Source organism: Vogesella mureinivorans (genome assembly GCF_007644035.1).
GTDB lineage: Bacteria > Pseudomonadota > Gammaproteobacteria > Burkholderiales > Chromobacteriaceae > Vogesella > Vogesella mureinivorans.
Window position 1 is genome coordinate 1 of the sequence record NZ_VMTV02000512.1, and the last position, 25,851, is coordinate 25,851.

Here is a 25,851-nt window from a genome sequence, read left to right on the forward strand (position 1 = left end):
CGGGCTTTGTTGTTGGTGCGTGCGGTGTCGCATCTCCCCGCCGGCCTGCGGCCGGCCCCCGGATGCGCCTGCGGCTTATACCGGGCTACGGTGATTGACTGTCGATGCGGCCAACGTTGGCCGCATCGACACCGATTATCGTAAAAAGCCCGTTTGCGCGGGCTTTGTGTTGGTATTAAAAACAGTCAGCGCCTTTGCTTTCTGCATAAATATTGACCCACTTTTTTAGCAATGCCGTTGAGGCGCCGCTATCGGCCATTTTTCTCAAGGCCTTGTCTATTTCTTTGATCACGCCATCGGGTACATGCTTGCCAAAGCCTAGGTGAATCTTGCTGACAGATACCGGTTGCGGCAGATCTACAATGATGTTGGCAAGTTGTCTTTTCTTGAGATAAGCGACACCGACATATCTGCCTGTGATGAAGTAGTCGATGCGGCCTAGTTCGAGCTTTCTGAAGTTGCTCGCCATATCTTGTGCGCTGTCTACCGTAAGGTTGGCCGCTAGATACTGGTCAAAGCCATCGCCAAAAATGTCTCCCAAGCTGATGCCGCCACGATAGGGCTTGAGGCTATGCCAGCCTTGGTAGGGTAGATTTTTACCTTTGCGGACAAAAATGGCGATAGGGTTTTCGAAAGCCGGGTTTTGACTGAAGCGTAGATAGCGGGCGCGGTCAGCATTGATGCGCAAGGGCAGGATAATGTCTATCTGGCCATTTCTGGCGCGTTGTAACACCCGCTTCCATGGGTAAACTTGTGGGAGTAGTTTTGCCTTGGCAGGCAAGATCAGTTGAAGCTGTTCCACGCTGGCACCAGTCAGACCCAGATGGTCACGGCACCAGTGATAAGGGGGGTAGTCGGGATTGCCGGAGTAGCTTAGTACGGTAGCGTCTGCCGCACTGGCTTCCCGGGCAGAGTACGCCAGGGCAAACAGTACCATGGCACGACTAACCAAGTTAACACGCATCAAGCCTCCTTCTGTTTCTCCTTGCGATAGCGGGTAGTGGCACACCAAGCCGAGCAAAGAGCTCATGTCATTTCATCATGTTTCGGCTGATTATAGTGAACCCTGGCCGATATTGGCTGTGGCGCTGCTTATTGGAAATGCTTTGAGGGCGTAACGGAAAGCGGGCGTATGCAGCGGAGAAACTGCCGCAGTGCCGGGGTACGCTATCCGTTTGTTGTCGTGTCGGGGGGGGGGGTAGCGAACGTTGGCTTAAGTCTGGAGTGTGTGACCATTTGCCTTGGTGTTGCATGAGGTGCCCGGCTAGCTAAGCGCTGGCAGACCCCATGCTTGTCAAAGCGAGCAGGCTGGCAGGGTATGTACCAAGCACAAGCATGGATCTGGGATGTGCTTGCCATTAATGACACCCCCCGTTTGCATTGCAAATGAGGGGTGCTGTGGACTGTAAAGGTTTTTGTTTCACGGCGTGTAGACTGCCTCTGCTGGCGCAGTCTACACGCCGTTAGCGTTTACACGGTCGTGGCCAGCTTGCTGCGCAGGCGCTTGGTGACGTTCACCATGGCTTGCAGTGCGGCTTCGGCTTCTGGCCAGCCGCGGGTTTTCAGCCCGCAGTCGGGGTTGACCCACAGGCGCTGTGCCGGAATCACATCCAGTGCTTTGGCTAGCAGTTTTTCCAGCTCGTGCTCGGCCGGGATGCGCGGGCTGTGGATGTCGTACACACCTGGGCCGATTTCGTTGGGGTACTGGAAGCTGCCAAAGTCGCGCAGCAGTTCCATGTCGGAACGCGATGTTTCGATGGTGATCACGTCTGCATCCAGCGCGGCGATGGCGGGCAGGATATCGCCGAATTCCGAATAGCACATGTGGGTGTGTATCTGCGTGCTGTCGTCTACGCGGGCGCACGACAGGCGGAAGGCTTCGCCGGCCCAGGCCAGGTAGGTATCCCAGTCGGCACGCTGTAGCGGCAGGCCTTCGCGCACGGCGGGTTCGTCGATCTGGATGACTTTGATGCCGGCGTTTTCCAGATCCAGCACCTCGTCGTTGATGGCCAGGGCAATCTGGCGGCACACCTGGCTGCGCGGCAGGTCATTGCGTACAAAGCTCCACTGCAGGATGGTAACCGGGCCGGTGAGCATGCCTTTTACCGGGCGTGGGGTAAGACTTTGCGCATATACCGACCACGCGACGGTCATGGCGTGCGGGCGGGCGACATCGCCATAGATGATGGGCGGTTTGACGCAGCGGCTGCCGTAGCTTTGTACCCAGCCGTATTCGGTGAAGGCAAAGCCGTCCAGCTGCTCGCCGAAGTATTCCACCATATCGTTGCGTTCGGCTTCGCCGTGCACCAGCACGTCGATATCCAGCGCTTCCTGTTTGCGGATTACTAACTCGATTTCAGCTTTCATCGCCTGTTCGTAGCCGGCAGCGTCCAGTTCGCCGCGTTTGAAGGCGGCACGGGCGGCGCGGATGTCGCCGGTTTGCGGGAAGGAGCCGATGGTGGTGGTGGGCAGCAGTGGCAGCTTCAGCCAGCTGGCCTGTGCCTGGGCACGCAGCGGGTAGGGGCTGTGGCGCTGGTCGCTGCCGGCAGGCAATGCGGCCAACCTTTGGGCCACGTCGGCGCGGTGAATGCGCGGGTGCTGCTGGCGTTGCTGGCGGGCAAAGTTGCTGGCGGCCAGTTCGTTCTCGATGCTGCTACGGCCGCTGTGCAGGCCGCGTTTGAGCAGCTTTAGCTCGTTGACTTTTTGTACGGCAAACGCCAGCCAGCTTTTCAGATCGACATCCAGCTTGCCTTCTTGTGCCAGGTCGAACGGGCTGTGCAGCAGGCTGCAGCTCGGTGCTAGCCATAGCTGGCTGCCCAGTGTGGCGTGCAGGGTTTCGGCTTGCGCCAGGGCGGCGTCCAGGTCTGTGCGCCAGATATTCCGGCCGTCGATCAAGCCGGCAGACAGGATTTTGTCCTGCGGCCAAGCTGGCAGGAAGGCGTCCAGCTGCTGCGGGGCGCGTACCAGATCCAGGTGCAGGCCGGCTACCGGCAGGGCTGTGAGCAAGGGGGCATGCTGCGCCACGCTGCCAAAATAGGTGGCCAGCAGCAGCTTGAGCGGGCTGGCAGCCAGCGCCTGGTAGGTGGGGGTGAACGCGGCCAGCCAGTCGGCCGGCAGGTCGAGTGCCAGAATCGGCTCGTCTATCTGAACCCAGTCTACTTTGGCCGTGTTCAGTGCGGCCAACAGTTGCTGGTAGGTGGCCAGCAGGGCGGGCAGCAGGCTCAGGCGGTCGAAGGTGCTGCCTTTGCATTTACCCTGCCACAGCAGGGTGAGCGGGCCGATCAATACCGGCTTGGCCTGGATGCCCAGCGCTTGCGCCTCGGCGATGTGCGCCAGCAGCGGTGCAGGGTTGGCCGCAAAGGTGGTATCGGCGTGCCATTCCGGCACCAGGTAGTGGTAGTTGGTATCAAACCATTTGGTCATTTCCAGCGCGTGTTGCGTGGCATTGCCGCGTGCCAGCTGGAAATACTGGCTGGTGCTGAGCGTGGCGGCATCAAAACCGAAGCGGCGCGGGATGGCACCGACTAGCACCTGGGCATCCAGCACCTGGTCGTAGAGCGAGGAGTCGCCCACCGGGCTGATGTCCAGGCCGGCGCCTTTTTGTAGCAGCCAGTGCTTTTGGCGCAGCTCGCGTGCGCCGCCCAGCAGGGTGGCTTCGTCGATGTCCTGGCGCCAGAATTGTTCCAGCAGGAATTTCAGTTCACGTTTGGCGCCGATGCGCGGGAAACCTAGCAGATGAATGTGGCTCATGTGGAATGCCTTTGCTGATGAATGTTGTGCATTCAGCATGCGGCATCTACAATCATGAGGCAATTTCATTATTTTACTGACAATCATTAAGGTGATTCATGTCGCAAAGCCAGTTAGAGCTTCGCCACCTCAAAACCCTGCTGGCGCTGGCCGAGTGCGGCAGCGTGTCGCAGGCGGCCAAGCGGGTGTTTTTGACGCAGTCGGCGCTGTCGCACCAATTAAAAGCGCTGGAAGACCATTACGGCCTGGCCTTGTTCGAGCGCAAAACCCAGCCGCTGCGCTTTACCCCGGCGGGGGAGCGCCTGCTGGCGCTGGCGCGCGAAGTATCAGGGCTGGTGGCCGGTGCCGAGCGCGATATGGCGCGCCTGCGCGAGGGCGAGGCGGGGGAGCTGCGCATTGCGGTGGAATGCCATACCTGCTTTGACTGGCTGATGCCGGCCATGGACGCCTTCCGCCAGCACTGGCCCGCGGTGGAGCTGGATATCGTGTCCGGCTTTCATGCCGACCCGGTAGGCCTGCTACTGACGCGCCGCGCCGATCTGGCTATTTGCTCGGAGGCAGAGCCGCAGGACGGCGTGGTGTACCAGCCGCTCTTTGCGTATGAAATGGTACTGATCATGGCCAAAGACCACCCGCTGGCGGCCAAGCCGGTGTGGCAGGCCGACGACCTGGCGAGCGAAACCCTGATTCACTACCCGGTGCCGGATGTGATGCTGGACCTGGTGCGCAAGGTGCTGAAGCCGGCCGGGGTGAACCCGGCGCGGCGCACGTCGGAGCTGACCGTGGCCATTATCCAGCTGGTGGCCAGCCGCCGTGGCGTGGCGGCCATGCCGTTCTGGGCGGTCAAGCCGTATCTGGACCGTGGCTATATTGCCAGCGCCCGCATCGGGGAGAGCGGCCTGCAGAGCGAGCTGTACGCGGCGCTGCGCCAGGACGACGCGCTGCTGGCGTATATGCGTGATTTTCTGCACACCGTGCGCGAGCAGAGCTTTGCTACCCTGCCAGGCCTGAGCGTGCTGACCTGAGAGGTTTGCGGCTGAGCGTCTCTTGCGGCTGGCTGCGGCCAACATGGCAAAACGGCACGCCCAAATAGGTCGTGCCGTTTTGCTTACGGGTGCGCTGAACCGGCTAGGCCGGCAGGAGCTTGTAGAAATAACGGGTGGCATGCAGCTTGCCGTCCGGGCTGGCGGCGTAGGCGGGGATGTCGCCAGCTTGTTGCCAGCCCAGCCTGGGGTAGAGCTGCGCGGCGGCCGAGCCGCTATCGGTATCCAGTACCAGCGTGCTGCAGCCGGCGGCGTGGGCAGCGTTTTCGGCGGCCTGCATCAGCTGGCGCGCCAGCCCGCGGCCACGCGCAGTGCTGTGTACCATCAGCTTCTGGATTTCGCCACGGTGGCGGCCGTTGGCCTTGCCGCACAGCGCCAGCTGCACGGTGCCGATCATCTGGCCGTGCTCTTCCGCTACCCAGCAGTACAGCAGCGGGCCCAGCGCCGTGGCAACGCCTTGCCAGTAGGCGTGTGCTTCGGCGTGTGGCAGCGGCGCCAGAAAGCCGACCGAGGCGCCGCCGTGCACGCTGTCTTGTAACAGCGCGGCCAGTGCGGCCAACTGCTGCGCATCGATGGTGTGCAGGCGGCTGATGGCCATCACTCGTGCTCCAGTCCTAGCTCCTGGATCTTGCGCGTCAGCGTGTTGCGGCCCCAGCCCAGCAGCTGCGCCGCTTCTACTTTGCGCCCGCCGGTATGCGCCAGGCCGCTCTTGATGCAGGTGCTTTCAAAGCGTGCGGTCAGGTCGTCGATAATACCGGTTTCCCCTGCGGCCAACCTTTGGCTGACCTCACGTGCCAGCAGCTGCAGCCAGTCGCCATCGCCCAGTGCTGCCGCCGTATGGGCGTGCGCGCTGGCGGGCTGGGTGCTGGCGTCTGTTTCGTGGCTGTGGCCCGTTGCGACGGTGTCGGGTGGCAGGCGGAACTCGGGCGGCAGGTCGGCGCTTTCCACGGTCTGGCCGGGGGCCATCACGGTAATCCACTGGCACAGGTTTTCCAGCTGGCGCACGTTGCCGGGGAAGGCGTACTGACGCACAAAGGCCATGGCGCTGTCGGACAGGCGCTTGGGCTCTACGCCCAGGTTGGCCGCACTGCGCGACAGAAAATGGCGTACCAGCAGCGGGATGTCTTCGCTGCGCTCGCGCAGCGGTGGCAGGCGCAGGCGGATCACGTTCAGGCGGTGGAACAAGTCCTCGCGGAACTGGCCTTGCTTGACGCGTTCTTCCAGGTGCTGGTGGGTGGCGGCGATCACGCGCACATTGGCCTTGATCGGCGTGTGGCCGCCCACGCGGTAAAAGTGGCCATCGGACAGCACGCGGAGCAGGCGGGTTTGCAGCTCGGTGGGCATGTCGCCGATTTCATCCAGAAACAGCGTGCCGCCTTCTGCCTCTTCAAAGCGGCCGCGGCGGCTGCCCACGGCGCCGGTGAAAGCGCCTTTTTCGTGGCCGAACAGCTCGGACTCCAGCAGGTCTTTCGGAATGGCGGCGGTGTTCAGCGCAATAAAGGGCTTGCTGGCGCGTACCGAGTGGCGGTGTAGCGCCTCGGCCACGCGCTCTTTGCCGGTGCCGGACTCGCCGGTAATCAGCACGGTCACGCTGGACTGCGACAGGCGGCCAATGGCGCGGAACACATCCTGCATGGCCGGGGCCTGGCCCAGCAGGGCTGGCATGGCCTCCGGGCTTTCGCCGATGGCGTCACCGCTGCGGCTTTCGGCCAGCGCGCGTTCTATCAGCGCGACGGCCTGGTCTACGTCGAACGGTTTGGGCAGGTACTCGAAGGCACCGCCCTGAAAGGCCGACACGGCCGAGTCCAGGTCGGAATGCGCCGTCATGATGATGACCGGCAGGGCAGGGTGCTCGGCTTTGACCTTGCCCAGGAATTTCAGGCCATCGGTACCCGGCATGCGCACATCGCTGATGATGACGCTGGGGATGGTGTCGTACAGGGCGTTCAGCGCATCGTCGGCGCTGGCAAAGCTCTGGTAGGCGATATTGCTGCGCGAGAGCGACTTTTCCAGCACCCAGCGGATGGCTTTGTCGTCGTCGATGATCCAGACCGTTTGCGTCATGTTGGCTCGCCTTGTGGGGTTATTGATCGGGGCCGAACGGCATCAGTACCGTAAAGCAGGTGTAGCCCGGCCGCGATTCGAATTCGATGGTACCGCCGTGCTGGTGCACAAAGGTTTGCGCCAGCGTGAGCCCCAGCCCGGTGCCCTCTGCCCGGCCGGTGACCAGCGGGTAGAACACATGGTTGCGGATTTCTTCCGGTATGCCGGGGCCGTTGTCGATGATCTGCAATTTTAGTGCCAGGTTGTGACGCTTTCGCGCCAGCGTGACCTGGCGTGCCACGCGGGTGCGGAAAACCAGCTCGCCGCTGCCTTGCATGGCTTGCACGGCGTTCTTGCCGATATTCAATACCACCTGGATCAGTTGCTCTTTGTCTGCGGCCAACATGGGTAGGCTGATGTCGTAGTCGCGCCGTACCTGCAGGCCGTGCGGGTACTCGGCCAGGATGATGCTGCGCACGCGCTCCAGCACTTCGTGAATGTTCACGTCGTTGGCAATATGGCGGCGGTGCGGTGCCAGCAGCCGGTCTACCAGCGACTGTAGCCGCAGCGCCTCCTCGCGGATGACTCCGGTGTATTCCAGCAGCTCGGGGCGGTCGGCAATTTCGTGCTCCAGCAGCTGGGCAGCGCCACGGATACCCCCCAGCGGGTTCTTGATTTCGTGCGCCAGGTTGCGGATGAGCTCGCGGTTGGCTTGCTGCTGCAATAGCAGGCGCTCTTCGTTGACGATGCGCAGCTGTTGCTCGATAGGGCGCATCTCTACCAGCGCCAGGCGCACCGGGCCGTCGATGGGGGTAACGGTGAGGCCGATATGCAGCGGGTGGTCGCCTTCCGGCGAGACCTCCAGGTCGTGCTCGATAAAGCTGCCAGCGTGATCCAGCGCCATCTGCACCGCGTTTTTCAAGGCGCGCGGGTGATGGAAGTGTTCGTACAGGGTGTGTTTCTTCAGCCCTTTGTGGCTGATGCCTAGCAGGTTTTCACTGGCCGGGTTGGCGTAGTGAAGCTGGCCGTTGCGCTCGACAATCATCACCGGGGTGTCGAGCAGGTCGAGTCCGGCGTACGGGTGTGGGGGCATGGTGTTAGGTCCGGTTTGCCTGTGTGGCTAGCTGCGCCAGGCTGGCGTGGCTATTAACGGTGTATTAGCAAAAGCCGCGCCCGCGCAGGGTTGGGCTGCTGGTAATGGCAGGCGGCTGATACGCTACAAAATGGCGCACAAACTAGGTCGTTTGGGTGGGGGCGTCGTTTTGGTGAGTGTACTGCACTACTTTGGTGCGGCGCTATGGCCTAGCTCTTTATTCAGCGCATCGATATTACGTTCGCGGTCGGTTACCGCGTCTTGCAGGCGCTGCAGCTGCGCCGTGGCGGTGCCTGGTTTGCGGCGGGCTTCGCTCAAAGCGGTGCGTGCCTCGCCCAAGGCTTTGCGTTCGTTATCCAGCTCGGTTTGCAGAATGCGGCGGCGGCCTTCGTCGCGGTTGCGCTGGGTGCCGGCGTCTACCGATGGCACGGCAACGTTGGCCGCAGGGGCGCGCTGGCGGGGGGCATTACTGCGCGGGGTAATGCTGCCGCGTGTGCCGCTATCCGGGTTGGCAGGGGTGATCGAGATGGCCTGCGCGCCAGGCTGCGGCATATTGGTAAACGTCACGTGCCCGTCTTTATCGACGTAGCGATAAATGGTGCTGGCCTGGGCCAGGGGCAGGCTACACAGTAGCAGGGCGAACAGAGTGTGATGCATGGGGGGCGGGGCGATAGTCATTGCAAACGCATGATAATTCAATCTCTTGCCGCTTGGCAGTGCTAATGCAAAAAAGCCGGGGGCTGGCTGCGCGCTGCCATTTGTCAGACCCTGGGCAAATGAAAACCCCGCACCGTTGCCGGTGCGGGGTTGCAGCGTACGCGGGTCGAATCGCTTACAGGCTGTAGTACATCGCAAATTCTACCGGGTGGGTAGTCATGCGGGTCAGGTTCACTTCCTTCATCTTCAGTTCGATGTAGGCGTCGATCCATTCGTTGGAGAACACACCGCCACGGGTCAGGAACTCGCGGTCTGCGTCCAGTGCGGCCAGGGCTTCATCCAGCGAGGCGCACACGGTCGGGATCAGTTTGTCTTCTTCTGGCGGCAGGTCGTACAGGTTCTTGTCTGCAGCATCGCCTGGGTGGATCTTGTTCTGGATACCATCCAGACCGGCCATCAGCAGGGCAGAGAAGCACAGGTACGGGTTAGCCAGCGGGTCCGGGAAGCGTGCCTCGATACGGCGGCCTTTCGGGTTCGCTACGTGCGGGATACGGATGGAAGCGGAGCGGTTCTTGGCGGAGTAAGCCAGTTTTACCGGTGCTTCGTAGTGTGGTACCAGACGCTTGTAGGAGTTGGTGCCCGGGTTGGTGATGGCGTTCAGTGCCTTGGCGTGCTTGATGATACCGCCGATGTAGTACAGGGCAATATCGGACAGGCCAGCGTAGCCGTCACCGGCAAACAGGTTTTTGCCGTCTTTCCAGATGGACTGGTGTACGTGCATGCCGGAGCCGTTGTCGCCAACGATCGGTTTTGGCATGAAGGTCGCGGTTTTGCCGTAGCTGTGGGCCACGTTGTGTACCACGTACTTCAGGATCTGGGTCCAGTCAGCGCGCTGGGTCAGGGTGCTGAACTTGGTGCCGATTTCGTTCTGGCCGGCAGTAGCCACTTCGTGGTGGTGTACTTCTACCGGTACGCCCAGCTCTTCCAGCAGCAGCACCATGGCCGAGCGGATGTCTTGCGAGGAGTCTACCGGTGGTACCGGGAAGTAGCCGCCTTTTACGCCAGGACGGTGGCCGGTGTTGCCGCCTTCGAACTCTTCAGCGGAAGCCCAGGCAGCTTCTTCTGCCTTGATCTTCACGAAGCAGCCGGACATGTCGGTGCCCCAGGTGATGCTGTCGAAGATGAAGAATTCTGGCTCCGGGCCGAAGAAGGCGGTATCGCCCACGCCGGAAGCTTTCAGGTAAGCCTCGGCGCGCTTGGCGACCGAGCGTGGGCAGCGGTCGTAACCCTTGCCGTCGGCCGGGTCGATCACGTCGCAGCTCATGAATACGGTCGGCTCGTCGAAGAACGGGTCGATTTTGGCGGTGGCTGGGTCGGCCATCAGCAGCATGTCGGAGGCCTGGATGCCTTTCCAGCCAGAGATGGAGGAGCCGTCAAACGCGTGGCCGCGTTCAAACCACTCGTCAGCGTCTTCCAGCAGAACGTGTGCCGGAATGGTTACGTGCTGCTCTTTACCCATTGTGTCGGTAAAGCGCAAATCGACAAATTTTACGTCGTTTTCGGTAATGAGCTTGACTACGTCTGCAACCGCCATGGATATCTCCTAGAGAAAAGCTAAGTGCATCAAACGAGATGGCACAAATACAGGTGTGCCGGACTAAAAGCATGAACCGTGCCAGCCATCTGGCGCGGTTTCGGGTGCTGCTTTGCCTAGGCTAGCGTACCTGCCTGGGCTATTTATGTACTGTTTTGGTGCGTGCTCCAATATGGTGCGCTTTATTGGTGCATGGCAGATCTTGCCTGTGTGCGCACCACACTGCATGATGGCCACCATTATTATGCAAATCGCGCCGTGATGTCGTGATGACAATCAACAAGCCGCGGCAGCCGGTTTCCCTTACCCCTATATGAAGGAGAGCAAGATGACTGTTGAAACCATTCTGTCCACCGCCCGCAACCGTGGTAGCGAGCTGGGCCTGTCGTATAGCGGTGCCGTGTCGCCTGCCGAGGCCTGGGCGCTGTGCCAGGGCCTGCCCGGTGTGGTGCTGGTAGACGTGCGTAGTGCTGCAGAGTGGCAGTTTGTCGGTGTGGTTCCCGATGCCGTACGTATCGAGCTGCGTAGCTACCCGGGCATGGTGCCCAATGCCGCCTTTGCCAGCCAGCTGCAGCAGCAGGTGGACAAGGCGGCGACGGTGCTGTTTATCTGCCGCAGCGGGGCCCGCTCGGACGAGGCCGCCAGGTTGGCCGCAGAGGCAGGTTATGCCCAGGTGTACAACGTACTGGAAGGTTTTGAAGGCGACCGCGACGCGCAGCAGCACCGTGGCACGCTAAATGGCTGGAAGGCGGCAGGCCTGCCGTGGATTCAGGGCTGATGGCATGGCAATAGGCGGTTGCAGTTTCCTGTCCGACAAGGCAAAGTGTGTCTTCGGCCAAGCGGCTGCCACCGGCTTGCCTGACTTACCCCATATAGAGAAGTGAATCATGACTGATCGTTACGCTGTAATTGGCAACCCTATCTCGCATAGCCAGTCGCCCTTCATCCATAGCGAATTCGCCAACGCCACCGGCCAGGCGCTGCAGTACGAAAAGCTGTTTGCCGATATCGGCAAGTTTGACGACGTGGTATCGGCCTTTGTGGCTGCCGGTGGCCGCGGCCTGAACGTGACGCTGCCGTTCAAGGGCGATGCTTTCCGCTTTGCCCAGGAAGTCAGCGAATGCGCCCGTTTGTCCGAAGCCGTGAACACGCTTAGCTTCCGTGACGGCAAGATTTACGGTGACAACACCGACGGTGTGGGCCTGGTGCGCGATATCGTCGAGAACCTGGATGTGGCCATTGCCGGCAAACGCGTGCTGCTGCTGGGTGCCGGTGGTGCCGTACGTGGCGTGCTGCCTACGCTGCTGGCCGAACAGACTGCGTCGCTGACCATTGCCAACCGTACCGTGGCCAAGGCCGAAGCGTTGGCCGCACAGTTTGCCAGCCTGGGCCAGATCGAAGCGACCGCTTATGAAGCGCTGGCCGGCCGCCAGTTCGACATCATCATCAATGGCACCTCCACCAGCCTGCAGGGCGAGCTGCCACCGATGCCTGCCGGCATTTTTGCGCCGGGTGCGCTGGCCTACGACATGGTGTACAGCCGTGGCCTGACGCCTTTCCTGCGCCGTGCGCAAAGCGAACAGGCCGGCATGCTGGCCGACGGGCTGGGTATGCTGGTAGAGCAGGCCGCCGAGTCGTTCCGTATCTGGCGCGGTGTGCAGCCGGAAACGCGCAAGGTCACCAATATGCTGCGCGAGGTGCTGGCCTAAGTGCTGCGCTGGTCCTTACGCATCGGGGCGGCCTTGCTGGCCGCCCTTTTTCTGTACAACCTGTGGATCTTCGGCCACATCGTGTACTGGCGTAGCTTCAACCCGTCGGCCAGTGCCTTCATGACCGAGCAGCTGGCGCGCCTGCAAGAAGACGACCCCGGCGCCGAGCTGCGCCACAAATGGGTGCCGTACGAGCGTATTTCCGGCAACCTCAAGCGCGCGCTGATTGCCTCGGAAGACGCCAAATTTGTCGACCACGAAGGCTTTGACTGGGATGGTATCGAAGCCGCGTTCGAGAAAAACATGAAGCAGGGGCGCATCGTGGCCGGTGGTTCCACCATTAGCCAGCAGCTGGCCAAAAACCTGTTTTTGTCGGGCCGCAAAACCCCCTGGCGCAAGCTGGAAGAGGCCATGATCACGGTGATGCTGGAGGCGGTGATGGACAAGCGCCGTATCTTCGAGATCTACCTGAACGTGATCGAATGGGGCAATGGCGTATTTGGTGCCGAAGCGGCGGCGCGGCATTACTACCGCAGCAGCGCCGCCAGGCTATCGGCCGGGCAGGCTGCCAAGTTGGCCGCCATGGTGCCCAACCCGCGTTATTACGACGAACACCGCAATGCGCCAGGCCTGGCGCGCAAGACGCGTATCATCCTGCGCCGCATGCCGATGGCCGATACGCCGTAGGCTTCATCCGATTTATTGTGTCTCTACTGGCTCCGCTTGCGGGGCCAGTTTGCTTTCTGCCAGCGCCACCAGGTCCAGCAGGCTTAACAGCCGCTCTTGCTTGCCTTGTCCTACCAGCACATGGCGCCAGCTCGCCGCCAGATTGCTGTGGCGGATGTGCGGCGGCGGTGCAGCCACCTCGGCGTTATCCAGCCGTTCTTGCCAGGCTTCATCAATGGTAATCAGGCCGGGCACGGCAAAGCCGACCACGCCGTAGCGTGTTTCCACCACCAGCACGCTGGCCGTATCACGTATCGGGGCGAGCGGAATGCCCAGTGTGCTGCTCAGGCAGTACAGCGGCAGGGTTCGCCCGCGGGCAATCAGCAGGCCGGCGTGTTCGCACTCCAGGCCAAACACGGCGCGCTCGGCTTGCCAGGGGACGATGTCGATAATCTGGCTCACCGGCGTGGCCACCTCAAACCCCAAATCGTAGGTAAGCAGCTGGCAGCGTTCACCCTGCTGGCGTGCGGTGCTGCCCGGCTGGGCAGGGCTACCGTTGCCGGTCTGCGCATCGTGCGGGGTATTCATGCCGGCCAGGCAGGCCAGATCTGGCCGGTTTGTCAGCATGTCGCCATCCAGTAGCAGGTAGTGGCCACTGGCCGAGGCATGGTGGCCTACCGAGTCTGCCGGGGTTTCGCTGGCCGGAATCGCCCCCAGAAAGTGGTCCGGCCGCAGCAGCGACTGGGCGGGCAGCGGCAGCAGGGTATGGCCGGTGCGTTGCACCACGTCGATGATGTGTTCCACCATGAACGCCACATAGCCCTGGGCGTAGCGGATAACAAATGCCTGTGTCAGGGCGGGCTTGGGGTTGAGCGGGATACTGCAGGCTGCCAGCAGGCTGACGGCAGCCACCTGCTGGCCCGCGTACTGGATCGTGCCCATGCAGTAGCCGCTGCTCATGGCGTTCTGGGTGATGTGCGGGTTCAGGATAATGGTGTGGATGTGGCTGCACTGCATGGCCAGCGGCACGCTGCCACACTGCATCAGCATCACGTGGTCGGGCTCGGTGTGCGTGTCATCACTGGTGCCGGGAGAGGTGTCGGTGGCTACGCGGGCGGATGGGATGCCCGGGTAGCCCAGCAGTGCCGCCGGGTTCAGCAAGGTGGCGCTGAGGCCACCTGCCACGGCGGGCAGGCTGCCGTCCAGAATGCCGCCGTTGTCGCCACTCATGCATTGCGGCTCGGCCTCTTGCACGCCTTCTACATCGTCGGCCAGTACACCCAGCAGCTTGTCCTGGTGCTGTACCACCACCACGCACGCGGGCAGCGGGCCACCGCCTGCCGCGCCAGACAGCAGGCGCAGGTCTGCCACCGGCAAACGTTGGCCGCGCAGGTCCATACTGCCCAGTACATAGGGCGGGCAGCCGGGCAGCAGGGCCAGGGCGGTGGTGGGCACCGCCTCGCGCAGCGCCTCGATGGGCAGCGCCAGGTGGTTGCCATCCAGGCGAAACAGGCCGAAGCGCGCGCTCATCGGGCGTCTTCTTCGCTATTGCGTGCCACATTGGTCAGCGCGGCCAGCAGCTGCTGTACTTCCCCGGTAACGCCGCTTTGTTGCTCGGTGCCTTGCACGATTTTCTCCACACTCTGCGCCGTGCGTTCCACGCAGCCCAGAATGCCTTCGAAGCTTTGTGCCGCTTGCTGGCTGATGTCGGCCCCGCTACTCACATGGCGTACCGATTCGTCGATCAGCTGGGTAATTTCCTTGGCGGCCTGGGCGCAGCGTTCGGCCAGCTTGCGCACCTCGGCCGCGACCACCGAGAAGCCCACGCCATGGTGCCCGGCGCGGGCTGCCTCGATGGCGGCGTTGAACGCCAGCAGGTTGGTCTGGCTGGCAATATCGCTGATCACGCGTACCACTTCGGCCACTTTTTGCGCGCTGTGTTGGCTTTGGCTGATGGCGGTAATGGCCTGGCGCAGGGCGCCAAAGCCCTGCTCGGCATTGCGGCTGGACTCGCGCGCCAGGTCGGACGCCACGCTGGCGTTGGCCGCAATGATGTCGATGTTGCCGATCAGGCTGTGCAGGTTGCCGCTCATTTGCGTGGACTTGCTCAGAATCTGCTGCTCCAGCTTCACCTCGTTGGTGACATCTTGTGCGTACTTGATGATCTTCACCACCGTGCCGTTCAGGTCGCGGATAGGGTTATAGCTGGCTTGTATCCACACGTCGCGGCCAAACTTGCCCACACGGTGGAAGCGCCCGCTGACAAACTGGCCTTCGCCCAGGCGCAGCCAGAAGTCACGATAGGTTTTGCTATGCGTGTACTCGGCGGTACAGAAAATACTGTGGTGCTGGCCCTGGATCTCGCGCTGGGTGTAGCCCATGGCAGCCAGAAAGTTACGGTTGGCACGCAGCACGTTGCCGGCCAGGTCAAATTCGATTACCGCTTGCCCCAGCTCGATGGCCGCTACCTTCGCTTCGTACTCGGCAGTGCGCAATTTAGCCTGCGTCACATCAGAGGCGAATTTCACCACTTTTACAGGTTGGCCGCGCGGGTCGAAAATGGGGTTGTAGGTGGCTTGTATCCAGACTTCCTTGCCGCCACAGCCGATACGTTTGTACTCGCCGGCAAAGTATTCGCCGCGAGACAGCCGCTCCCAGAAGCTGAGGTAGTCGGCGGTAGCTGCGTACTGCGGGTCGACAAAAATGCGGTGGTGTACGCCCTGTATCTGCTCCAGGCGGTAACCCATCAGGTTCAGGAAGTTGGCGTTGGCGTGCAGTACCTTGCCGCTGAGGTCGAACTCGATCACGGCTTGTGCACGGTCGATGGCGTCCAGCTTGCCGCCGGCGTCCAGCTGTGTCAGCTTGGCCGCGGTAATATCGCGGGCGATCATCACCACCTTGCTAAGCAAACCATCCAGCCCGATCACCGGGCTGAGCATGCTGCCCAGCCAGACCTCCCGCCCGTCCAGCGCACGGCGGCGCAGCTCGCAGGCTACCGGCTGGCCATTGCGCAGCTGCTGCCACTGCGCCTGGCTGGCGGGGCTGTCGATGTCTTCTTCGAACATCAGCCGGCTTTGCGGCAGGCCGCGCAGCTGTGCCAGGCTGTAGCCCAGCGCTTGCTCCATCAGCGCGTTGCCGTCCAATACATTGCCCAAGCGGTCCAGCTCCAGCAGACAGCTGCTATTGCTCACGGCGCTCATGCGTGCCGCGTTTTCTATGCTGGCCAGTTTGCTGGCGGTAATGTCGGTGCAGTACTTCACTACTTTTACCGGCTGGCCTTCCAGGTCCAGAATCGGGTTATAGCTGGCCTGTATCCATACGCGGCGGCCGTCTTTGCCAAAGCGCAGGTATTCGCCGCGGTCAAATTCGCCGCGCCCCAGCTTTTGCCAGAAGCTGCGGTAGGCGGCGCCACCGGCTTCGTCGCGCTCGACAAACATGCGGTGGTGCTCGCCGTGGATCTCGTCCAGCGTGTAGCCCATCAGCTGCAGAAAGTTGTCGTTGGCGTTGAGTACGTGGCCGCCCATGTCGAACTCGATGACACCTTGCGAGCGCGAAATGGCCGCCACCTTGCCATCGTCTTCCAGTGATTTGCGTTTTACTGCGGTAACGTCGCTGGCAAATTTCACGATTTTGCACAGGCGGCCATCTGGGGCGTACAGCGGGCTGTACACCGCGTGCAGCCATACTGCCTGGCCTTTGCTGGTCAGGCGCATGAACTCGCCATGGTGCTGCTCGCCGTTGCGCAGTTTTTCCCAGAAAGCCTGGTAGTCGGGGCTGCCGGTTTCGCTGGCCGGGCAGAAAATGCGGTGGTGTTGGCCGCGAATGCCATCCAGCGTATAGCCCATCAGCTGCAGGAAGTTGTCGTTGGCCGTGAGTACCGTGCCGTCCGGGGCGAATTCGATAATGGCCTGGGTGCGGTTCAGCGCCTGCAGCTTGCCAAAGTCTTCGTGCAGCCGCAGCTTGGTGTCGGAGATATCGGTGGCAAACTTCACCAGCTTGTAGGGTTGGCCGTTCTGGTCGCACAAGGGGTTGTAGTGCGCCTGGATATACACGCTGCTGCCGTCTTGGCGCCGGCGGCGGTATTCGCCGTCTACCGGCTCGCCCTGGCATAGCCGCTGCCATAGCGCATCGTATTTGCCGGCTTCTACGTCTTCGTCGCTCCAGATGCGGTGGTGGTGCTCGCCTATCAGCTGCTCCCGGCTGTAGCCGAACATGGCCAGAAACTTGGGGTTGGCGTCCAGAAAGGTGCCATCGGGCGAAAACTCGGCCATGGCCAGGTTGACATGCATGGCGGCCAGCAGCCCCACGATGTCCTGGATTTCCCGGTTGCTGTCCAGCCCGGTTTGGTGCAGGGCATCGCGTAGTATGGTGAGCGTGGAATCGTGCATGGTAACCCCTCCCTTTTGTTTAGGATGTATAGCAAATCAGGCTGGTTTTTTATAAGAAATCTCTTGCTAATCGCCAGGCTTTGCGCCCCGTCTGCGCTGGTTGCGTGCCGCTTCGCATGCTACAATTTCGCCTCTTTCGTGATAGCTGCGCAGGAGCGCGGTGTAACTCATGGACTTACCCAGTTATTACTCATCTGATTTAGCCATTACGGCTCACTACTAGCCCCGCCTTTTTGCCGGATGCAGCGTCATTCCCGCCAAAGGCGGAAGGAGACGTGCATGACGGTTGTCGACAAGAAACAACCCACCGATCGTCTGCAAGACAGCCTTACCCAGGTGCAGCGCCTTATCGAGCGCCATCGCCTGGTAGAGGACCTTGTGCACCGCCAGGACATGCCACGGCATGACCTGGTGGAATCGCTCGTTCACAAGCAAAACCTGGCCGAGCTGGAACACAAGCTCGAAGCCCTGCACCCGGCGGATATCGCCTACATTCTGGAAGCCCTGCCGCTGGAAGACCGCCTGCTGGTGTGGAACCTGGTGGATAGCGAAGACGAAGGCGACATCCTGCTGGAGGTGTCTGACGCGGTACGCGAATCGCTGATCGAATCGATGGAGCAGCACGAGCTGGTGGCCGCTGCCGAGCAGCTGGACGCCGACGAGCTGGCCGACCTGGCCGCCGACCTGCCGCGCCAGGTGGTGTACGAGGTGATGGGCGGCCTGGACGAAGAAGAACGCCAGCAGCTGCAGTCGGTGTTGTCGTACGAGGCGCACCAGGTCGGTGCCCTGATGGACTTCGAGCTGGTGAAGATTCGCGCCGACGTGAGCTGCGAGGTGGTGCTGCGCTACCTGCGCCGGTTCGACGAGCTACCCAGCCAGACCGACAAGATTTTTGTCACCGACGAAGACGGCGTGCTCAAGGGCGTGCTGCCGGTGCGCAAGCTGCTGGTGTCCGATACCGACGCGCTGGTCGAAGAGGTGATGGCCACCGAGGTGGTGAGCTTCCGCCCGGAAGAAGACGCCGCCGACGCCGCGCTGGCTTTCGAGCGCTATGACCTGGTCACCGCCCCGGTGCTGGACGAGCACGGCGTGCTGATTGGCCGCCTCACCGTGGACGAGATGGTGGATCTGATCCGCGAGGAATCGGAAACCGAGGCGCTGAATCTGGCCGGCCTGAAAGAAGAGGAAGACCTGTTTGCCCCGGTAATCGACTCGGTCAAAAACCGCTGGGCCTGGCTGGCCATCAACCTGTGCACCGCCTTTGTGGCCAGCCGGGTGATTGGCGCCTTTGAAGGCAGTATCGAAAAGCTGGTAGCGTTGGCCGCATTGATGCCGATTGTGGCCGGTATTGGCGGCAACTCCGGCAACCAGACCATTACCATGATCGTGCGCGCCCTGGCCATGGGCCAGCTGCAGCCGGGGCAGGCCAACCGCCTGTGGCGCAAAGAGCTGGGCGTGTCGGTGATTAACGGTGTGGTATGGGGCGGCGCACTGGGCGTACTGGCGTGGATGCTGTACGGCAACTTCGCGCTGGGCCTGGTGATGTTGGCCGCCACCACGCTGAACCTGATGCTGGCCGCGTCCATGGGGGTGCTGATTCCCACCATGATGGAGCGCTTCGGCAAAGACCCGGCGGTAGGCAGCAGCGTGCTGATTACCGCGTGTACCGACTCTGGCGGTTTCTTCATTTTCCTGGGCCTCGCCAGCCTGTTCTTGCTGTAAACCATGCCTACGCTAAACGAAGCATTACGCCATGTTGACTTGCCACGGCTGGAGGCCCGGCTACTGCTGGCGCACGTCAGCGGCCTGAGCCACAGCGCCATGGTCTCCGCCGGCCCCGATCTGCTGCCGGATGCCCAGTGGCAAGCCTTCTGCCAGCTGGCCCAGCGCCGCCTGGCCGGCGAGCCGGTGGCCTATCTGCTGGGCGAGCGCGAGTTTTACGGCCGCCGCTTTGCCGTGAGCCCGGCCGTGCTGATACCGCGCCCGGAAACCGAGCACCTGGTAGAGGCCGCGCTGGACAAGGTTGGCCGCAAGGCTGGCGCCCGCGTGGTAGACCTGGGCACCGGCAGCGGTGCCATCGCGGTGACGCTGGCGCTGGAAGCCCCCGCCTGGCAGGTGGCGGCAGTAGACCTGTCGCCGGATGCATTGGCCATGGCCGCGGCCAACGCTGCCGCGCTGGGCGCACCGGTGGCTTTTCATCACGGCAGCTGGTTCGACCCGCTACCGGCGGATGCGCAGTACGAGCTGGTTGTCAGCAACCCGCCGTATATCGATGCAGCAGATCATCACCTGGGGGAAGGCGACGTGCGCTTCGAGCCGCGCATGGCGCTGACCGATGGTAACGATGGCCTGGATTGCCTGCGTGCCATTGCCGCCGCTGCCCCGGCCAGGTTGGCCGCAGGGGGCTGGCTGATGGTGGAGCACGGTTACGACCAGGGCCTGGCTTGCCGGCTATTGTTCGAGCAGGCTGGTCTGCAGCAGGTGCACACCTTGCCGGATCTGGCGGGGCTGGACCGCGTGACGCTTGGGTGCCAGCCATGACACGCCTGATGGTGCTGTTGCTGTCCGCACTGGCGCTGCTGGTGTGGCTTGCCGGGGTGAATCAGCCATTGTTCATTACCCTGCATCACGCCTTGGCCGTGGTGCCGGGCGTAGTGTGGCGGCTGCTGAGCATGGCGGGCGAGTGGACGCTGGTGATCGGCGTGTTGCTGCTGTTGGCCGCACGACAGCCCGCCTTGTTGCCACGCATGGTGGCGCTGGGGCTGGCTGGTGTGCTGGCCAGTATCGGGCTGAAAGCCGGTTTTGATGTGCTGCGCCCGCCGCTGGTATTGCCTGCCGGCACGGTAAGCTTGCTGGATGTGCTGCCGGGTAACGCTTCGTTTCCCTCCGGCCATGCTATTGCCGTGGGTGTGCTGGCGGGTGTGCTGATGCCGCGCCGCTCGCTGCCTACCCAGCTTGGCCTGGCATTGTTGGCCGCACTGGTGTGCCTGTCGCGCCTGGCGATCGGGGTGCACTGGCCGCTGGACGTGCTGGCCGGTGCCGCTTGCGGGTTTGCCTTGGCCCATCTGGCCGGGCGGGTAGGCAAAAGTGCCGCGCCCACGGCCTTGCTGCTACAGGCGGTAAAAGCCCTGGCGCTGGTGCTGGTGGCGGTAACGGTGTGGAAACTGGGGCAGGGCAGGCCGAACGAGGCGTATGTGCTGTATAACCAGCTCACGCTGGGGTTGTGCATGGCGGTGCTGCTGGGTAAAACGGCGCCTGCCAAGTAGCGTGGGCGCAAAAAACGGGGCGTGCGCCCCGTTTTGTCATCAGCGTTCCTGGCGGAAGGCTTAGTGATGGTGGCCGTGCTCGCCGTGGGCGTGGCCGTGGGTGATTTCGTCCGGGGTAGCCGGGCGAACTTCTGCCACGGTTGCCTGGAAGCGGATGGTCAGGCCAGCCAGTGGGTGGTTGCCATCCAGTACGGCTTTGCCGTCGGCTACGTCGGTTACGCGGAACAGGATCACGTCGCCGGTTTCCGGGTCGTCTGCTTCGAACATCATGCCGACTTCCACTTCTTCCGGCAGTACGTCCAGCGGCTCTACGCGCACCAGCTCTTCTTCCGGCTCGCCAAAGGCGTCGTCCGGGGTCAGGGTTACAGTGATGGATTCACCCACAGCCTTGCCGTGCAGTGCTTCTTCCACCAGCGGGAAAATGCCGTCGTAGCCGCCATGCAGGTAAGCAATTGGCTCTTCAGTTTTGTCGAGCATGGTGTTGTCGGCGTCGTACATTTCGTAGTGAATGGTTACGACCGAGTTTTTAACGATTTGCATGAGGCGGTACCGTCGTAGAGAAAAGAAAGGGAATCTTGATGCATCGCAGGCCGGCAAGCCTTGGGCTGCAGCAAAATCCGGCGCAAAACAGATATCCCCGTATTGTAAACCATTGCCTGAATGCGTAACGAGAATCTGCCATGAAACCAATCGAACTTCTGGGCGGCATGACCGCCGAGACTTTTTTAAAAGAGTACTGGCATAAAAAGCCCTTGCTCATCCGTGGCGCCCTGCAAGATGTCGGCGAACACGTGGACTACGCCTGGCTGGCCAAGCTGGCCGCCGATGAAGACGTGGAATCCCGCTTGATCGAATACAAGCAGGGCAAATGGCACCTGGAGCGTGGCCCGTTCCGTGCCGGCCGCCTGCGCCGCCTGCCAGAAACCGACTGGACCATCCTGGTGCAGAACGTCAATCACCACCTGCCGCATATTGCCGATATTTTGTGGCGTTTCGATTTCATGCCGTATGCACGGCTGGATGACCTGATGATCAGCTACGCCCCGCCGGGGGGCACGGTCGGCCCGCATTTCGATTCATATGATGTTTTCTTGTTGCAGGTAGGTGGCCGCAAGCGCTGGCAGATTTCGTCGCAACAAGACGAATCGTTCATTGAAGATGCGCCAATCAAGGTACTGAAAGATTTTCAGGTCGAAGAAGAGTTCATCCTGGAGCACGGCGACATGCTGTATCTGCCGCCCAAATACGCGCACTACGGTGTGGCGCTGGAGCCTGGCATGACGTACTCCATCGGTTTCCGTGCGCCATCCGCGCAGGAAATAGCCACCGAGTTTCTGGTGTACCTGCAAGACCGCATTTGCGTACAAGGCCGCTATGCCGACCCGGATTTGCAACAACAGGCTGCGCCAGCACAGATTAGCGATGCCATGGTGGAGCAGGTGAGCCAGATGCTGCAGCAGATCAGCTGGGATAAAAAAGTGGTGGCCGACTTTCTGGGCCACTACCTGACCGAACCCAAGCCGCACGTGTTTTATGAAGGGGCGGAAGACGAGCTGGATGAGGAAACCTTTGCCGGGCTGGCAAAGGAGCATGGCATTGTTCTGGATTTGAAAAGCCAGATTCTTTATGTTAATGACATGCTGTACTGCAACGGACAGCTGTTGGAAAGCGAACCGGCGCAGTTGGCCGCCTGGCAACGGTTAGCCAATACGCGACAGCTGGAATCTGCCCGATTGTCCGACAGTATGATGCCTTTGTTGTTCGAGGGTTATCTGTCGGGTTGGTGGCATATCGCGGCCTAGCGTAATCCTGCTGTAGCATGAATGATGCAAGGTAAGTGATCGTAAACGAAGATTTTTTATCGAAAGAAGGCGGCTTGGCGTTAGAGATATGTTGCGATGCAGCATCGACAATGCAAATATCCGCAATAAATTAGCGTTTACCCCCTTCCCAACAATTTTATTCGTGCTAGAATTTGCGCACTGACAGTATCTACACTGCTTTCTCTGTCTGGAATTTTTTTGAGAGAGAGTAGTGAACCAGACGTCTTGTTCAACACTTACTTTCAAAGGTAATACACAAATGAAACAGTCGCTCATCGTTGCTGCCCTGCTGGCCGTTGCTCTGTCCGCTTGCGGTAAAAAAGAAGAAGCTCCAGTTGAAGCTTCCGCTCCTGCTGTTGAAGCTTCCGCTCCTGCTGTTGAAGCTTCCGCTCCTGCTGCTGACGCTTCCGCTCCGGCTGCTGACGCATCCGCTCCGGCTGCTTCCGCTGCTCAGTAATCACGTTTTCGTGATTGCATGAAAACCGGCCTTCGGGCCGGTTTTTTATTGCCTGTTGTTTCTGCGTTGCTTCTTTCTGCTTTTCCCGTCTTGTCTTTGGCGAGCACAACTTGTGCGGCCACTACACTGTCGTAAAATATTTTCATACAAAATGGATTTTGCCGGTCCGAGCCTGTTTGGGCTTTGCGTGGCGGTTGGCTGCTGCAGTTTCCTGCCGGGTTTGGATGTGCCGCGATGTTGGTCATAAGCCGCCTGCAGGGGCTGTGATATGATGGCTGCCGTTTTGAACCGCTGCGCCGGGTAACGGTCGAAGTGGCTCGCTTATCTTTCTCCGAACCTCGGGCAGACATGGACATCCTGCAACTCCTTCTCGACTTCTTTACCGGGTATGGCTACTTTGCCGTATTCATCGTCTTATTGGTCTGCGGTTTTGGCGTGCCGATTCCTGAAGACATTACCCTGGTGGCTGGTGGCATCATTTCTGGCCTGGGCTACACCAATGTGCACTGGATGTTTGCCGTGGGGATGGCCGGGGTGCTGGTGGGTGATGGCATCATGTTCGCCGCGGGCCGTCTGTACGGTGAGCGCGTGCTGCGCTTTCGCCCGGTAGCCAAGATCATGACCCCCGAGCGTTTTGCCGCCACCCAGGAAAAGTTTGCCCGCTACGGTAACTGGGTGTTGTTTGTGGCCCGCTTCTTGCCGGGTTTGCGTTCGCCCATCTTTCTGACGGCGGGGATGACGCGGCGTATTCCTTACTGGCGCTTCCTGATGATGGACGGTTTTGCAGCGCTCATCTCGGTACCGGTGTGGGTTTACCTGGGTTATTTCGGTGCGCGTAACCGTGAATGGCTGATGCACATGGTGCATCGTGGCCAGGCGGGTATCCTGATTGCCCTGGCCGTGGCAGGGCTGGTATTGGGTGTGTATTTCTGGCGTAAAAAGCGCAAGGCGGCGAATGCCGGTGCTTAAGGTTGGCCGCATGCATGAAAAACGCCCCGGGCACAGGCCGCGGGGCGTTTTTCATGGCGGGCAGGCTTAGCCTACCTGCAGTAGCTCTACTTCGAATACCAACGTGGCATTAGGCGGGATGACACCGCCGGCGCCGCGTGCGCCATAGCCCAGTTCGGCCGGGATGGTCAGCTTGCGTTTGCCGCCCACTTTCATGCCCAGTACGCCCTGATCCCAGCCCTTGATCACGTAGCCTTCGCCCAGCGGGAAGCTGAACGGCTGGAAACGGTCTTTGCTGGAGTCGAATTTGGTGCCGTCAGTCAGCCAGCCGGTGTAGTGCACGGTGACTTCTTCGCCTGCTACTGCGTCTTTACCTTCGCCTGTCACCAGATCTTCGATGATCAGTTCTGCCATTGTGATGTCCTTCGTTACCGCATTGATCAGGGCGCCATTCTATCAGCCATGCTAGAGCCTGTGGGCGACTGCTTTTATATATGCCAATCAGTATCTTATAAAAAAAGAGGCAATCAACTAATAGAAGTGCTGAAGGGAGTGGAACGATGACGCTACTTTGTCTGGCTACGCAGCAGCATATCGTGGTGCAGCGCCAGGGCTTGGCCGCCCCTTTGCGCTGGCTGAAACTGGGCTGGCGAGACCTGCAGCGTACGCCAGCAGATGCCCTGCTGTACGGGGCCGGCTATGTGCTGATGGCCTATGCTCTGGCGTATCTGCTGCAGTATTTTCCCGGGCTGGCACTGGCGCTGGCCGCGGCTTGCTGGATGCTGGGCCCGTTTCTGGCAGCGGGTCTGTACGATATCGCCCGGCAGCAGCAGGCATTTAACGGTGGCCGCGTGATGTTGCTGCACAGCGCGCTGGCCTGGCGCGCCAACCCTGGTGCGTTGGCACTGTATGGCTGTGTGATGGCACTGCTGTCTTGTGCCTGGGCGGGCAGCTCATTGCTGTTGTTTGCCCTGTTTGACCAAGGCCGCCTGCCACGGCTGGAAGCCCTGCTGCCAGGCTTGCTGCACGGCGATAACCTGGCTTTGCTGCTGAGCTGGGCGGCGGTGTCCTTACTGTTTGTACTGCTGCTGCTGCTGGCGCTGAGCATCTGCACCTGTGCCATGTTGCTGGATAAAGAGATCGATGCGGTCACCGCCATGCAGGCCAGCCTGCAGGTGGTCGCCCGCAACGGGGTGACGATGGCGGTGTGGGCGGCTATGATCGTGGCACTTGTTGCGATAGGCTTGGCCAGCCAGTTTGTCGGGCTGTTGCTGGTGGCCCCGCTATTGGGCTTGTCGAGCTGGCATGCCTACCGCGCCCTTATTTCCTACGAATGCTGAACCCGCCATGACCCCCTTGCGTATTGTGTTTCTGGACCGAGACAGCCTGCCGGTGCCGCTGCCGGCGTTTCCCTTTGCCCACGCGTATACCGAGTACGCCGCCTGTGGTCGCGACGATATCGTGGCCCGCTGCGCCGAGGCCGACGTGGTCATCACCAATAAAGTACCGTTCGACGCCGCTACCCTGGCCGCATTGCCACAGCTGAAAATGCTGGCGATCGCCGCCACCGGCTATAACCATATCGATATCGACGCCTGCCGCCGCCAGGGCGTGGCGGTGGCCAACATCCGCCACTACGGTGACGAGACCGTGGCCGAACACGCCTTTATGCTGATGATGGCGCTGATGCGCAATCTGCCGGCTTACCAGCGCGATGTGGCCGCCGGGGTATGGCAAAACGCGCCGCAGTTCTGCCATTTCGGTGCCCCTATCCGAGACCTGCAGGGCGCGACGCTGGGTATTTTCGGCAGTGGTGGTATCGGCCAGGCCATGGCCAGCCGCGCCCGGGCCTTTGGCATGCAGGTGCAGTTTGGCGAGCGCAAGGGCGCGGATGCGGTGCGTGATGGCTACGTAGCGTTTGATACCTTGCTGGCCACCTCCGACGTGATTTCCCTGCACTGCCCGCTGAACGACAGCACCCGCAACCTGATTGCCCAGCCAGAGCTGATGGCGATGAAGCCAGGTGCCATTCTGATAAATACCGCCCGCGGCGGGCTAGTGGACGAGGAAGCCCTGGTGGCGGCGCTGAAATACGGCCAGATTGGCGGCGCCGGCTTTGATGTGCTGTCGGTAGAGCCGCCGCGCGAAGGCAACCCGCTGCTGAAAGCGCGCTTGCCGCACCTGATCGTTACCCCACATGTTGGCTGGGCTAGTCGCGAGGCCATGGACAGGTTGGCCGCACAGCTGGTGGCGAACGTGACAGCATGGCAGCAAGGCCACCGGCAGAACCGGCTGGATTGAGCTGTACCGGCTAAGGTATCCGCTATTAACAAAAAACCCGCGAAAGCGGGTTTTTTGTTGAACTAATCCGTTTTGTACAGTACAAAGCATAGACAATATAATCATCATCCAGC

Annotated in this window: 24 protein-coding genes; 12 read left to right on the forward strand and 12 right to left on the reverse strand. The window is 61.2% G+C overall.

Annotation, left to right across the window (positions count from 1 at the left end; genetic code table 11):
* Positions 1-175 precede the first annotated feature (175 nt).
* Positions 176-1,030 (reverse strand): substrate-binding periplasmic protein, encoded by an 855-nt coding sequence (locus FLQ44_RS13655; RefSeq protein WP_147694822.1) that lies wholly within the window; start codon positions 1,028-1,030, stop codon positions 176-178.
* Between the two features lie 440 nt (positions 1,031-1,470).
* Positions 1,471-3,750, reverse strand: coding sequence for a 5-methyltetrahydropteroyltriglutamate--homocysteine S-methyltransferase (metE, locus tag FLQ44_RS13660; protein WP_147694823.1), 2,280 nt, complete (start codon positions 3,748-3,750; stop codon positions 1,471-1,473).
* 98 nt (positions 3,751-3,848) lie between these two features.
* Here metE and FLQ44_RS13665 point away from each other — a divergent pair, with 98 nt between their 5' ends.
* Complete coding sequence (locus tag FLQ44_RS13665; RefSeq protein ID WP_147694824.1) at positions 3,849-4,775, forward strand: LysR family transcriptional regulator; 927 nt, start codon at positions 3,849-3,851, stop codon at positions 4,773-4,775.
* Between the two features lie 103 nt (positions 4,776-4,878).
* Here FLQ44_RS13665 and FLQ44_RS13670 read toward each other — a convergent pair whose 3' ends face one another.
* The 5 genes from FLQ44_RS13670 to glnA all read right to left on the reverse strand — a co-directional run bounded on the left by FLQ44_RS13670 (position 4,879) and on the right by glnA (position 10,180).
* A complete protein-coding gene (locus FLQ44_RS13670; RefSeq protein WP_170252977.1) occupies positions 4,879-5,391 on the reverse strand; it encodes a GNAT family N-acetyltransferase in 513 nt (170 codons plus the stop codon).
* Complete coding sequence (ntrC, locus tag FLQ44_RS13675) at positions 5,391-6,857, reverse strand: nitrogen regulation protein NR(I) (protein ID WP_147694826.1); 1,467 nt, start codon at positions 6,855-6,857, stop codon at positions 5,391-5,393. The genes FLQ44_RS13670 and ntrC overlap by 1 nt, the downstream gene beginning before the upstream one ends.
* 19 nt (positions 6,858-6,876) lie before the next feature.
* Complete coding sequence (gene glnL, locus FLQ44_RS13680) at positions 6,877-7,929, reverse strand: nitrogen regulation protein NR(II) (RefSeq protein WP_147694827.1); 1,053 nt, start codon at positions 7,927-7,929, stop codon at positions 6,877-6,879.
* Positions 7,930-8,115: 186 nt separating this feature from the next.
* Entirely contained in the window at positions 8,116-8,607 is a 492-nt protein-coding gene (locus FLQ44_RS13685) for a DUF4124 domain-containing protein (RefSeq protein ID WP_240801289.1), read from the reverse strand.
* Positions 8,608-8,761: 154 nt separating this feature from the next.
* Positions 8,762-10,180, reverse strand: a complete 1,419-nt coding sequence (gene glnA, locus FLQ44_RS13690) for a type I glutamate--ammonia ligase (RefSeq protein ID WP_147694828.1) — start codon at positions 10,178-10,180, stop codon at positions 8,762-8,764.
* 328 nt (positions 10,181-10,508) lie between these two features.
* On the opposite strand from glnA, the gene FLQ44_RS13695 reads away from it, so the two are divergent.
* The 3 genes from FLQ44_RS13695 (at position 10,509) to mtgA (ending at position 12,576) form a co-directional block, all read left to right on the forward strand.
* The gene (locus FLQ44_RS13695) at positions 10,509-10,958 is read left to right on the forward strand and encodes a rhodanese-like domain-containing protein (protein WP_147694829.1); all 450 of its coding nucleotides are present in this window, start codon (positions 10,509-10,511) and stop codon (positions 10,956-10,958) included.
* A gap of 109 nt (positions 10,959-11,067) precedes the next feature.
* Positions 11,068-11,889 (forward strand): shikimate dehydrogenase, encoded by an 822-nt coding sequence (gene aroE, locus FLQ44_RS13700; RefSeq protein ID WP_147694830.1) that lies wholly within the window; start codon positions 11,068-11,070, stop codon positions 11,887-11,889.
* A 3-nt stretch (positions 11,890-11,892) separates the two neighbouring features.
* Positions 11,893-12,576 (forward strand): monofunctional biosynthetic peptidoglycan transglycosylase, encoded by a 684-nt coding sequence (mtgA, locus tag FLQ44_RS13705; protein WP_147694959.1) that lies wholly within the window; start codon positions 11,893-11,895, stop codon positions 12,574-12,576.
* A 12-nt stretch (positions 12,577-12,588) separates the two neighbouring features.
* Here mtgA and FLQ44_RS13710 read toward each other — a convergent pair whose 3' ends face one another.
* Both FLQ44_RS13710 and FLQ44_RS13715 read right to left on the reverse strand, forming a co-directional pair.
* The gene (locus FLQ44_RS13710) at positions 12,589-14,085 is read right to left on the reverse strand and encodes a chemotaxis protein CheW (protein WP_147694831.1); all 1,497 of its coding nucleotides are present in this window, start codon (positions 14,083-14,085) and stop codon (positions 12,589-12,591) included.
* Positions 14,082-16,943 carry a methyl-accepting chemotaxis protein gene (locus FLQ44_RS13715; RefSeq protein WP_147694832.1) on the reverse strand — a complete coding sequence of 954 codons (2,862 nt, stop codon included), beginning with the start codon at positions 16,941-16,943 and terminating at the stop codon, positions 14,082-14,084. The genes FLQ44_RS13710 and FLQ44_RS13715 overlap by 4 nt, the downstream gene beginning before the upstream one ends.
* 279 nt (positions 16,944-17,222) lie before the next feature.
* On the opposite strand from FLQ44_RS13715, the gene mgtE reads away from it, so the two are divergent.
* From mgtE to FLQ44_RS13730, 3 genes are read left to right on the forward strand one after another with little or no spacing between them, the layout of a single operon-like run.
* Positions 17,223-18,665 (forward strand): magnesium transporter, encoded by a 1,443-nt coding sequence (gene mgtE, locus FLQ44_RS13720; RefSeq protein WP_147694833.1) that lies wholly within the window; start codon positions 17,223-17,225, stop codon positions 18,663-18,665.
* Positions 18,666-18,668: 3 nt separating this feature from the next.
* On the forward strand, positions 18,669-19,484 hold the full coding sequence (gene prmC, locus FLQ44_RS13725) for a peptide chain release factor N(5)-glutamine methyltransferase (protein ID WP_147694834.1): 816 nt from the start codon (positions 18,669-18,671) through the stop codon (positions 19,482-19,484).
* The gene (locus tag FLQ44_RS13730) at positions 19,481-20,209 is read left to right on the forward strand and encodes a phosphatase PAP2 family protein (protein ID WP_147694835.1); all 729 of its coding nucleotides are present in this window, start codon (positions 19,481-19,483) and stop codon (positions 20,207-20,209) included. Before prmC ends, FLQ44_RS13730 begins: the two co-directional genes overlap by 4 nt.
* Before the next feature lie 60 nt (positions 20,210-20,269).
* Here FLQ44_RS13730 and FLQ44_RS13735 read toward each other — a convergent pair whose 3' ends face one another.
* The gene (locus tag FLQ44_RS13735) at positions 20,270-20,749 is read right to left on the reverse strand and encodes an FKBP-type peptidyl-prolyl cis-trans isomerase (RefSeq protein ID WP_147694836.1); all 480 of its coding nucleotides are present in this window, start codon (positions 20,747-20,749) and stop codon (positions 20,270-20,272) included.
* 140 nt (positions 20,750-20,889) lie between these two features.
* Between FLQ44_RS13735 and FLQ44_RS13740 the strand changes: the two genes are divergently transcribed.
* Together FLQ44_RS13740 and FLQ44_RS13745 are read left to right on the forward strand one after the other, a co-directional pair.
* The gene (locus FLQ44_RS13740; protein ID WP_147694837.1) at positions 20,890-22,011 is read left to right on the forward strand and encodes a ribosomal protein uL16 3-hydroxylase; all 1,122 of its coding nucleotides are present in this window, start codon (positions 20,890-20,892) and stop codon (positions 22,009-22,011) included.
* Positions 22,012-22,243: 232 nt separating this feature from the next.
* Positions 22,244-22,489 carry a hypothetical protein gene (locus tag FLQ44_RS13745; protein WP_227302640.1) on the forward strand — a complete coding sequence of 82 codons (246 nt, stop codon included), beginning with the start codon at positions 22,244-22,246 and terminating at the stop codon, positions 22,487-22,489.
* Here FLQ44_RS13745 and FLQ44_RS13750 read toward each other — a convergent pair.
* Entirely contained in the window at positions 22,483-22,734 is a 252-nt protein-coding gene (locus FLQ44_RS13750; protein ID WP_147694838.1) for a hypothetical protein, read from the reverse strand. The genes FLQ44_RS13745 and FLQ44_RS13750 overlap by 7 nt on opposite strands.
* A 103-nt stretch (positions 22,735-22,837) precedes the next feature.
* On the opposite strand from FLQ44_RS13750, the gene FLQ44_RS13755 reads away from it, so the two are divergent.
* The gene (locus FLQ44_RS13755) at positions 22,838-23,458 is read left to right on the forward strand and encodes a DedA family protein (protein ID WP_147694839.1); all 621 of its coding nucleotides are present in this window, start codon (positions 22,838-22,840) and stop codon (positions 23,456-23,458) included.
* Positions 23,459-23,524: 66 nt separating this feature from the next.
* On the opposite strand, the gene FLQ44_RS13760 is transcribed toward FLQ44_RS13755, so the two are convergent.
* On the reverse strand, positions 23,525-23,851 hold the full coding sequence (locus FLQ44_RS13760; RefSeq protein ID WP_147694840.1) for an FKBP-type peptidyl-prolyl cis-trans isomerase: 327 nt from the start codon (positions 23,849-23,851) through the stop codon (positions 23,525-23,527).
* 146 nt (positions 23,852-23,997) lie between these two features.
* Here FLQ44_RS13760 and FLQ44_RS13765 point away from each other — a divergent pair, with 146 nt between their 5' ends.
* Positions 23,998-24,777, forward strand: coding sequence for a DUF2189 domain-containing protein (locus FLQ44_RS13765; protein WP_147694841.1), 780 nt, complete (start codon positions 23,998-24,000; stop codon positions 24,775-24,777).
* A 7-nt stretch (positions 24,778-24,784) separates the two neighbouring features.
* Complete coding sequence (locus tag FLQ44_RS13770; protein WP_147694842.1) at positions 24,785-25,738, forward strand: D-2-hydroxyacid dehydrogenase; 954 nt, start codon at positions 24,785-24,787, stop codon at positions 25,736-25,738.
* Positions 25,739-25,851 lie beyond the last annotated feature (113 nt).

Coding starts and splice junctions, on each gene's coding strand:
- mgtE (WP_147694833.1), top strand. CDS start 17,223: ATGACGGTTGTCGACAAGAAACAACCCACCGATCGTCTGCAAGACAGC.
- FLQ44_RS13685 (WP_240801289.1), bottom strand. CDS start 8,607: ATGACTATCGCCCCGCCCCCCATGCATCACACTCTGTTCGCCCTGCTA.
- FLQ44_RS13760 (WP_147694840.1), bottom strand. CDS start 23,851: ATGGCAGAACTGATCATCGAAGATCTGGTGACAGGCGAAGGTAAAGAC.
- aroE (WP_147694830.1), top strand. CDS start 11,068: ATGACTGATCGTTACGCTGTAATTGGCAACCCTATCTCGCATAGCCAG.
- prmC (WP_147694834.1), top strand. CDS start 18,669: ATGCCTACGCTAAACGAAGCATTACGCCATGTTGACTTGCCACGGCTG.
- glnL (WP_147694827.1), bottom strand. CDS start 7,929: ATGCCCCCACACCCGTACGCCGGACTCGACCTGCTCGACACCCCGGTG.
- FLQ44_RS13735 (WP_147694836.1), bottom strand. CDS start 20,749: ATGCAAATCGTTAAAAACTCGGTCGTAACCATTCACTACGAAATGTAC.
- FLQ44_RS13755 (WP_147694839.1), top strand. CDS start 22,838: ATGGACATCCTGCAACTCCTTCTCGACTTCTTTACCGGGTATGGCTAC.
- FLQ44_RS13695 (WP_147694829.1), top strand. CDS start 10,509: ATGACTGTTGAAACCATTCTGTCCACCGCCCGCAACCGTGGTAGCGAG.
- FLQ44_RS13730 (WP_147694835.1), top strand. CDS start 19,481: ATGACACGCCTGATGGTGCTGTTGCTGTCCGCACTGGCGCTGCTGGTG.
- FLQ44_RS13740 (WP_147694837.1), top strand. CDS start 20,890: ATGAAACCAATCGAACTTCTGGGCGGCATGACCGCCGAGACTTTTTTA.
- FLQ44_RS13710 (WP_147694831.1), bottom strand. CDS start 14,085: ATGAGCGCGCGCTTCGGCCTGTTTCGCCTGGATGGCAACCACCTGGCG.
- FLQ44_RS13765 (WP_147694841.1), top strand. CDS start 23,998: ATGACGCTACTTTGTCTGGCTACGCAGCAGCATATCGTGGTGCAGCGC.
- FLQ44_RS13750 (WP_147694838.1), bottom strand. CDS start 22,734: ATGACCAACATCGCGGCACATCCAAACCCGGCAGGAAACTGCAGCAGC.
- ntrC (WP_147694826.1), bottom strand. CDS start 6,857: ATGACGCAAACGGTCTGGATCATCGACGACGACAAAGCCATCCGCTGG.
- FLQ44_RS13715 (WP_147694832.1), bottom strand. CDS start 16,943: ATGCACGATTCCACGCTCACCATACTACGCGATGCCCTGCACCAAACC.
- metE (WP_147694823.1), bottom strand. CDS start 3,750: ATGAGCCACATTCATCTGCTAGGTTTCCCGCGCATCGGCGCCAAACGT.
- FLQ44_RS13770 (WP_147694842.1), top strand. CDS start 24,785: ATGACCCCCTTGCGTATTGTGTTTCTGGACCGAGACAGCCTGCCGGTG.
- FLQ44_RS13665 (WP_147694824.1), top strand. CDS start 3,849: ATGTCGCAAAGCCAGTTAGAGCTTCGCCACCTCAAAACCCTGCTGGCG.
- glnA (WP_147694828.1), bottom strand. CDS start 10,180: ATGGCGGTTGCAGACGTAGTCAAGCTCATTACCGAAAACGACGTAAAA.
- FLQ44_RS13670 (WP_170252977.1), bottom strand. CDS start 5,391: ATGGCCATCAGCCGCCTGCACACCATCGATGCGCAGCAGTTGGCCGCA.
- FLQ44_RS13655 (WP_147694822.1), bottom strand. CDS start 1,030: ATGAGCTCTTTGCTCGGCTTGGTGTGCCACTACCCGCTATCGCAAGGA.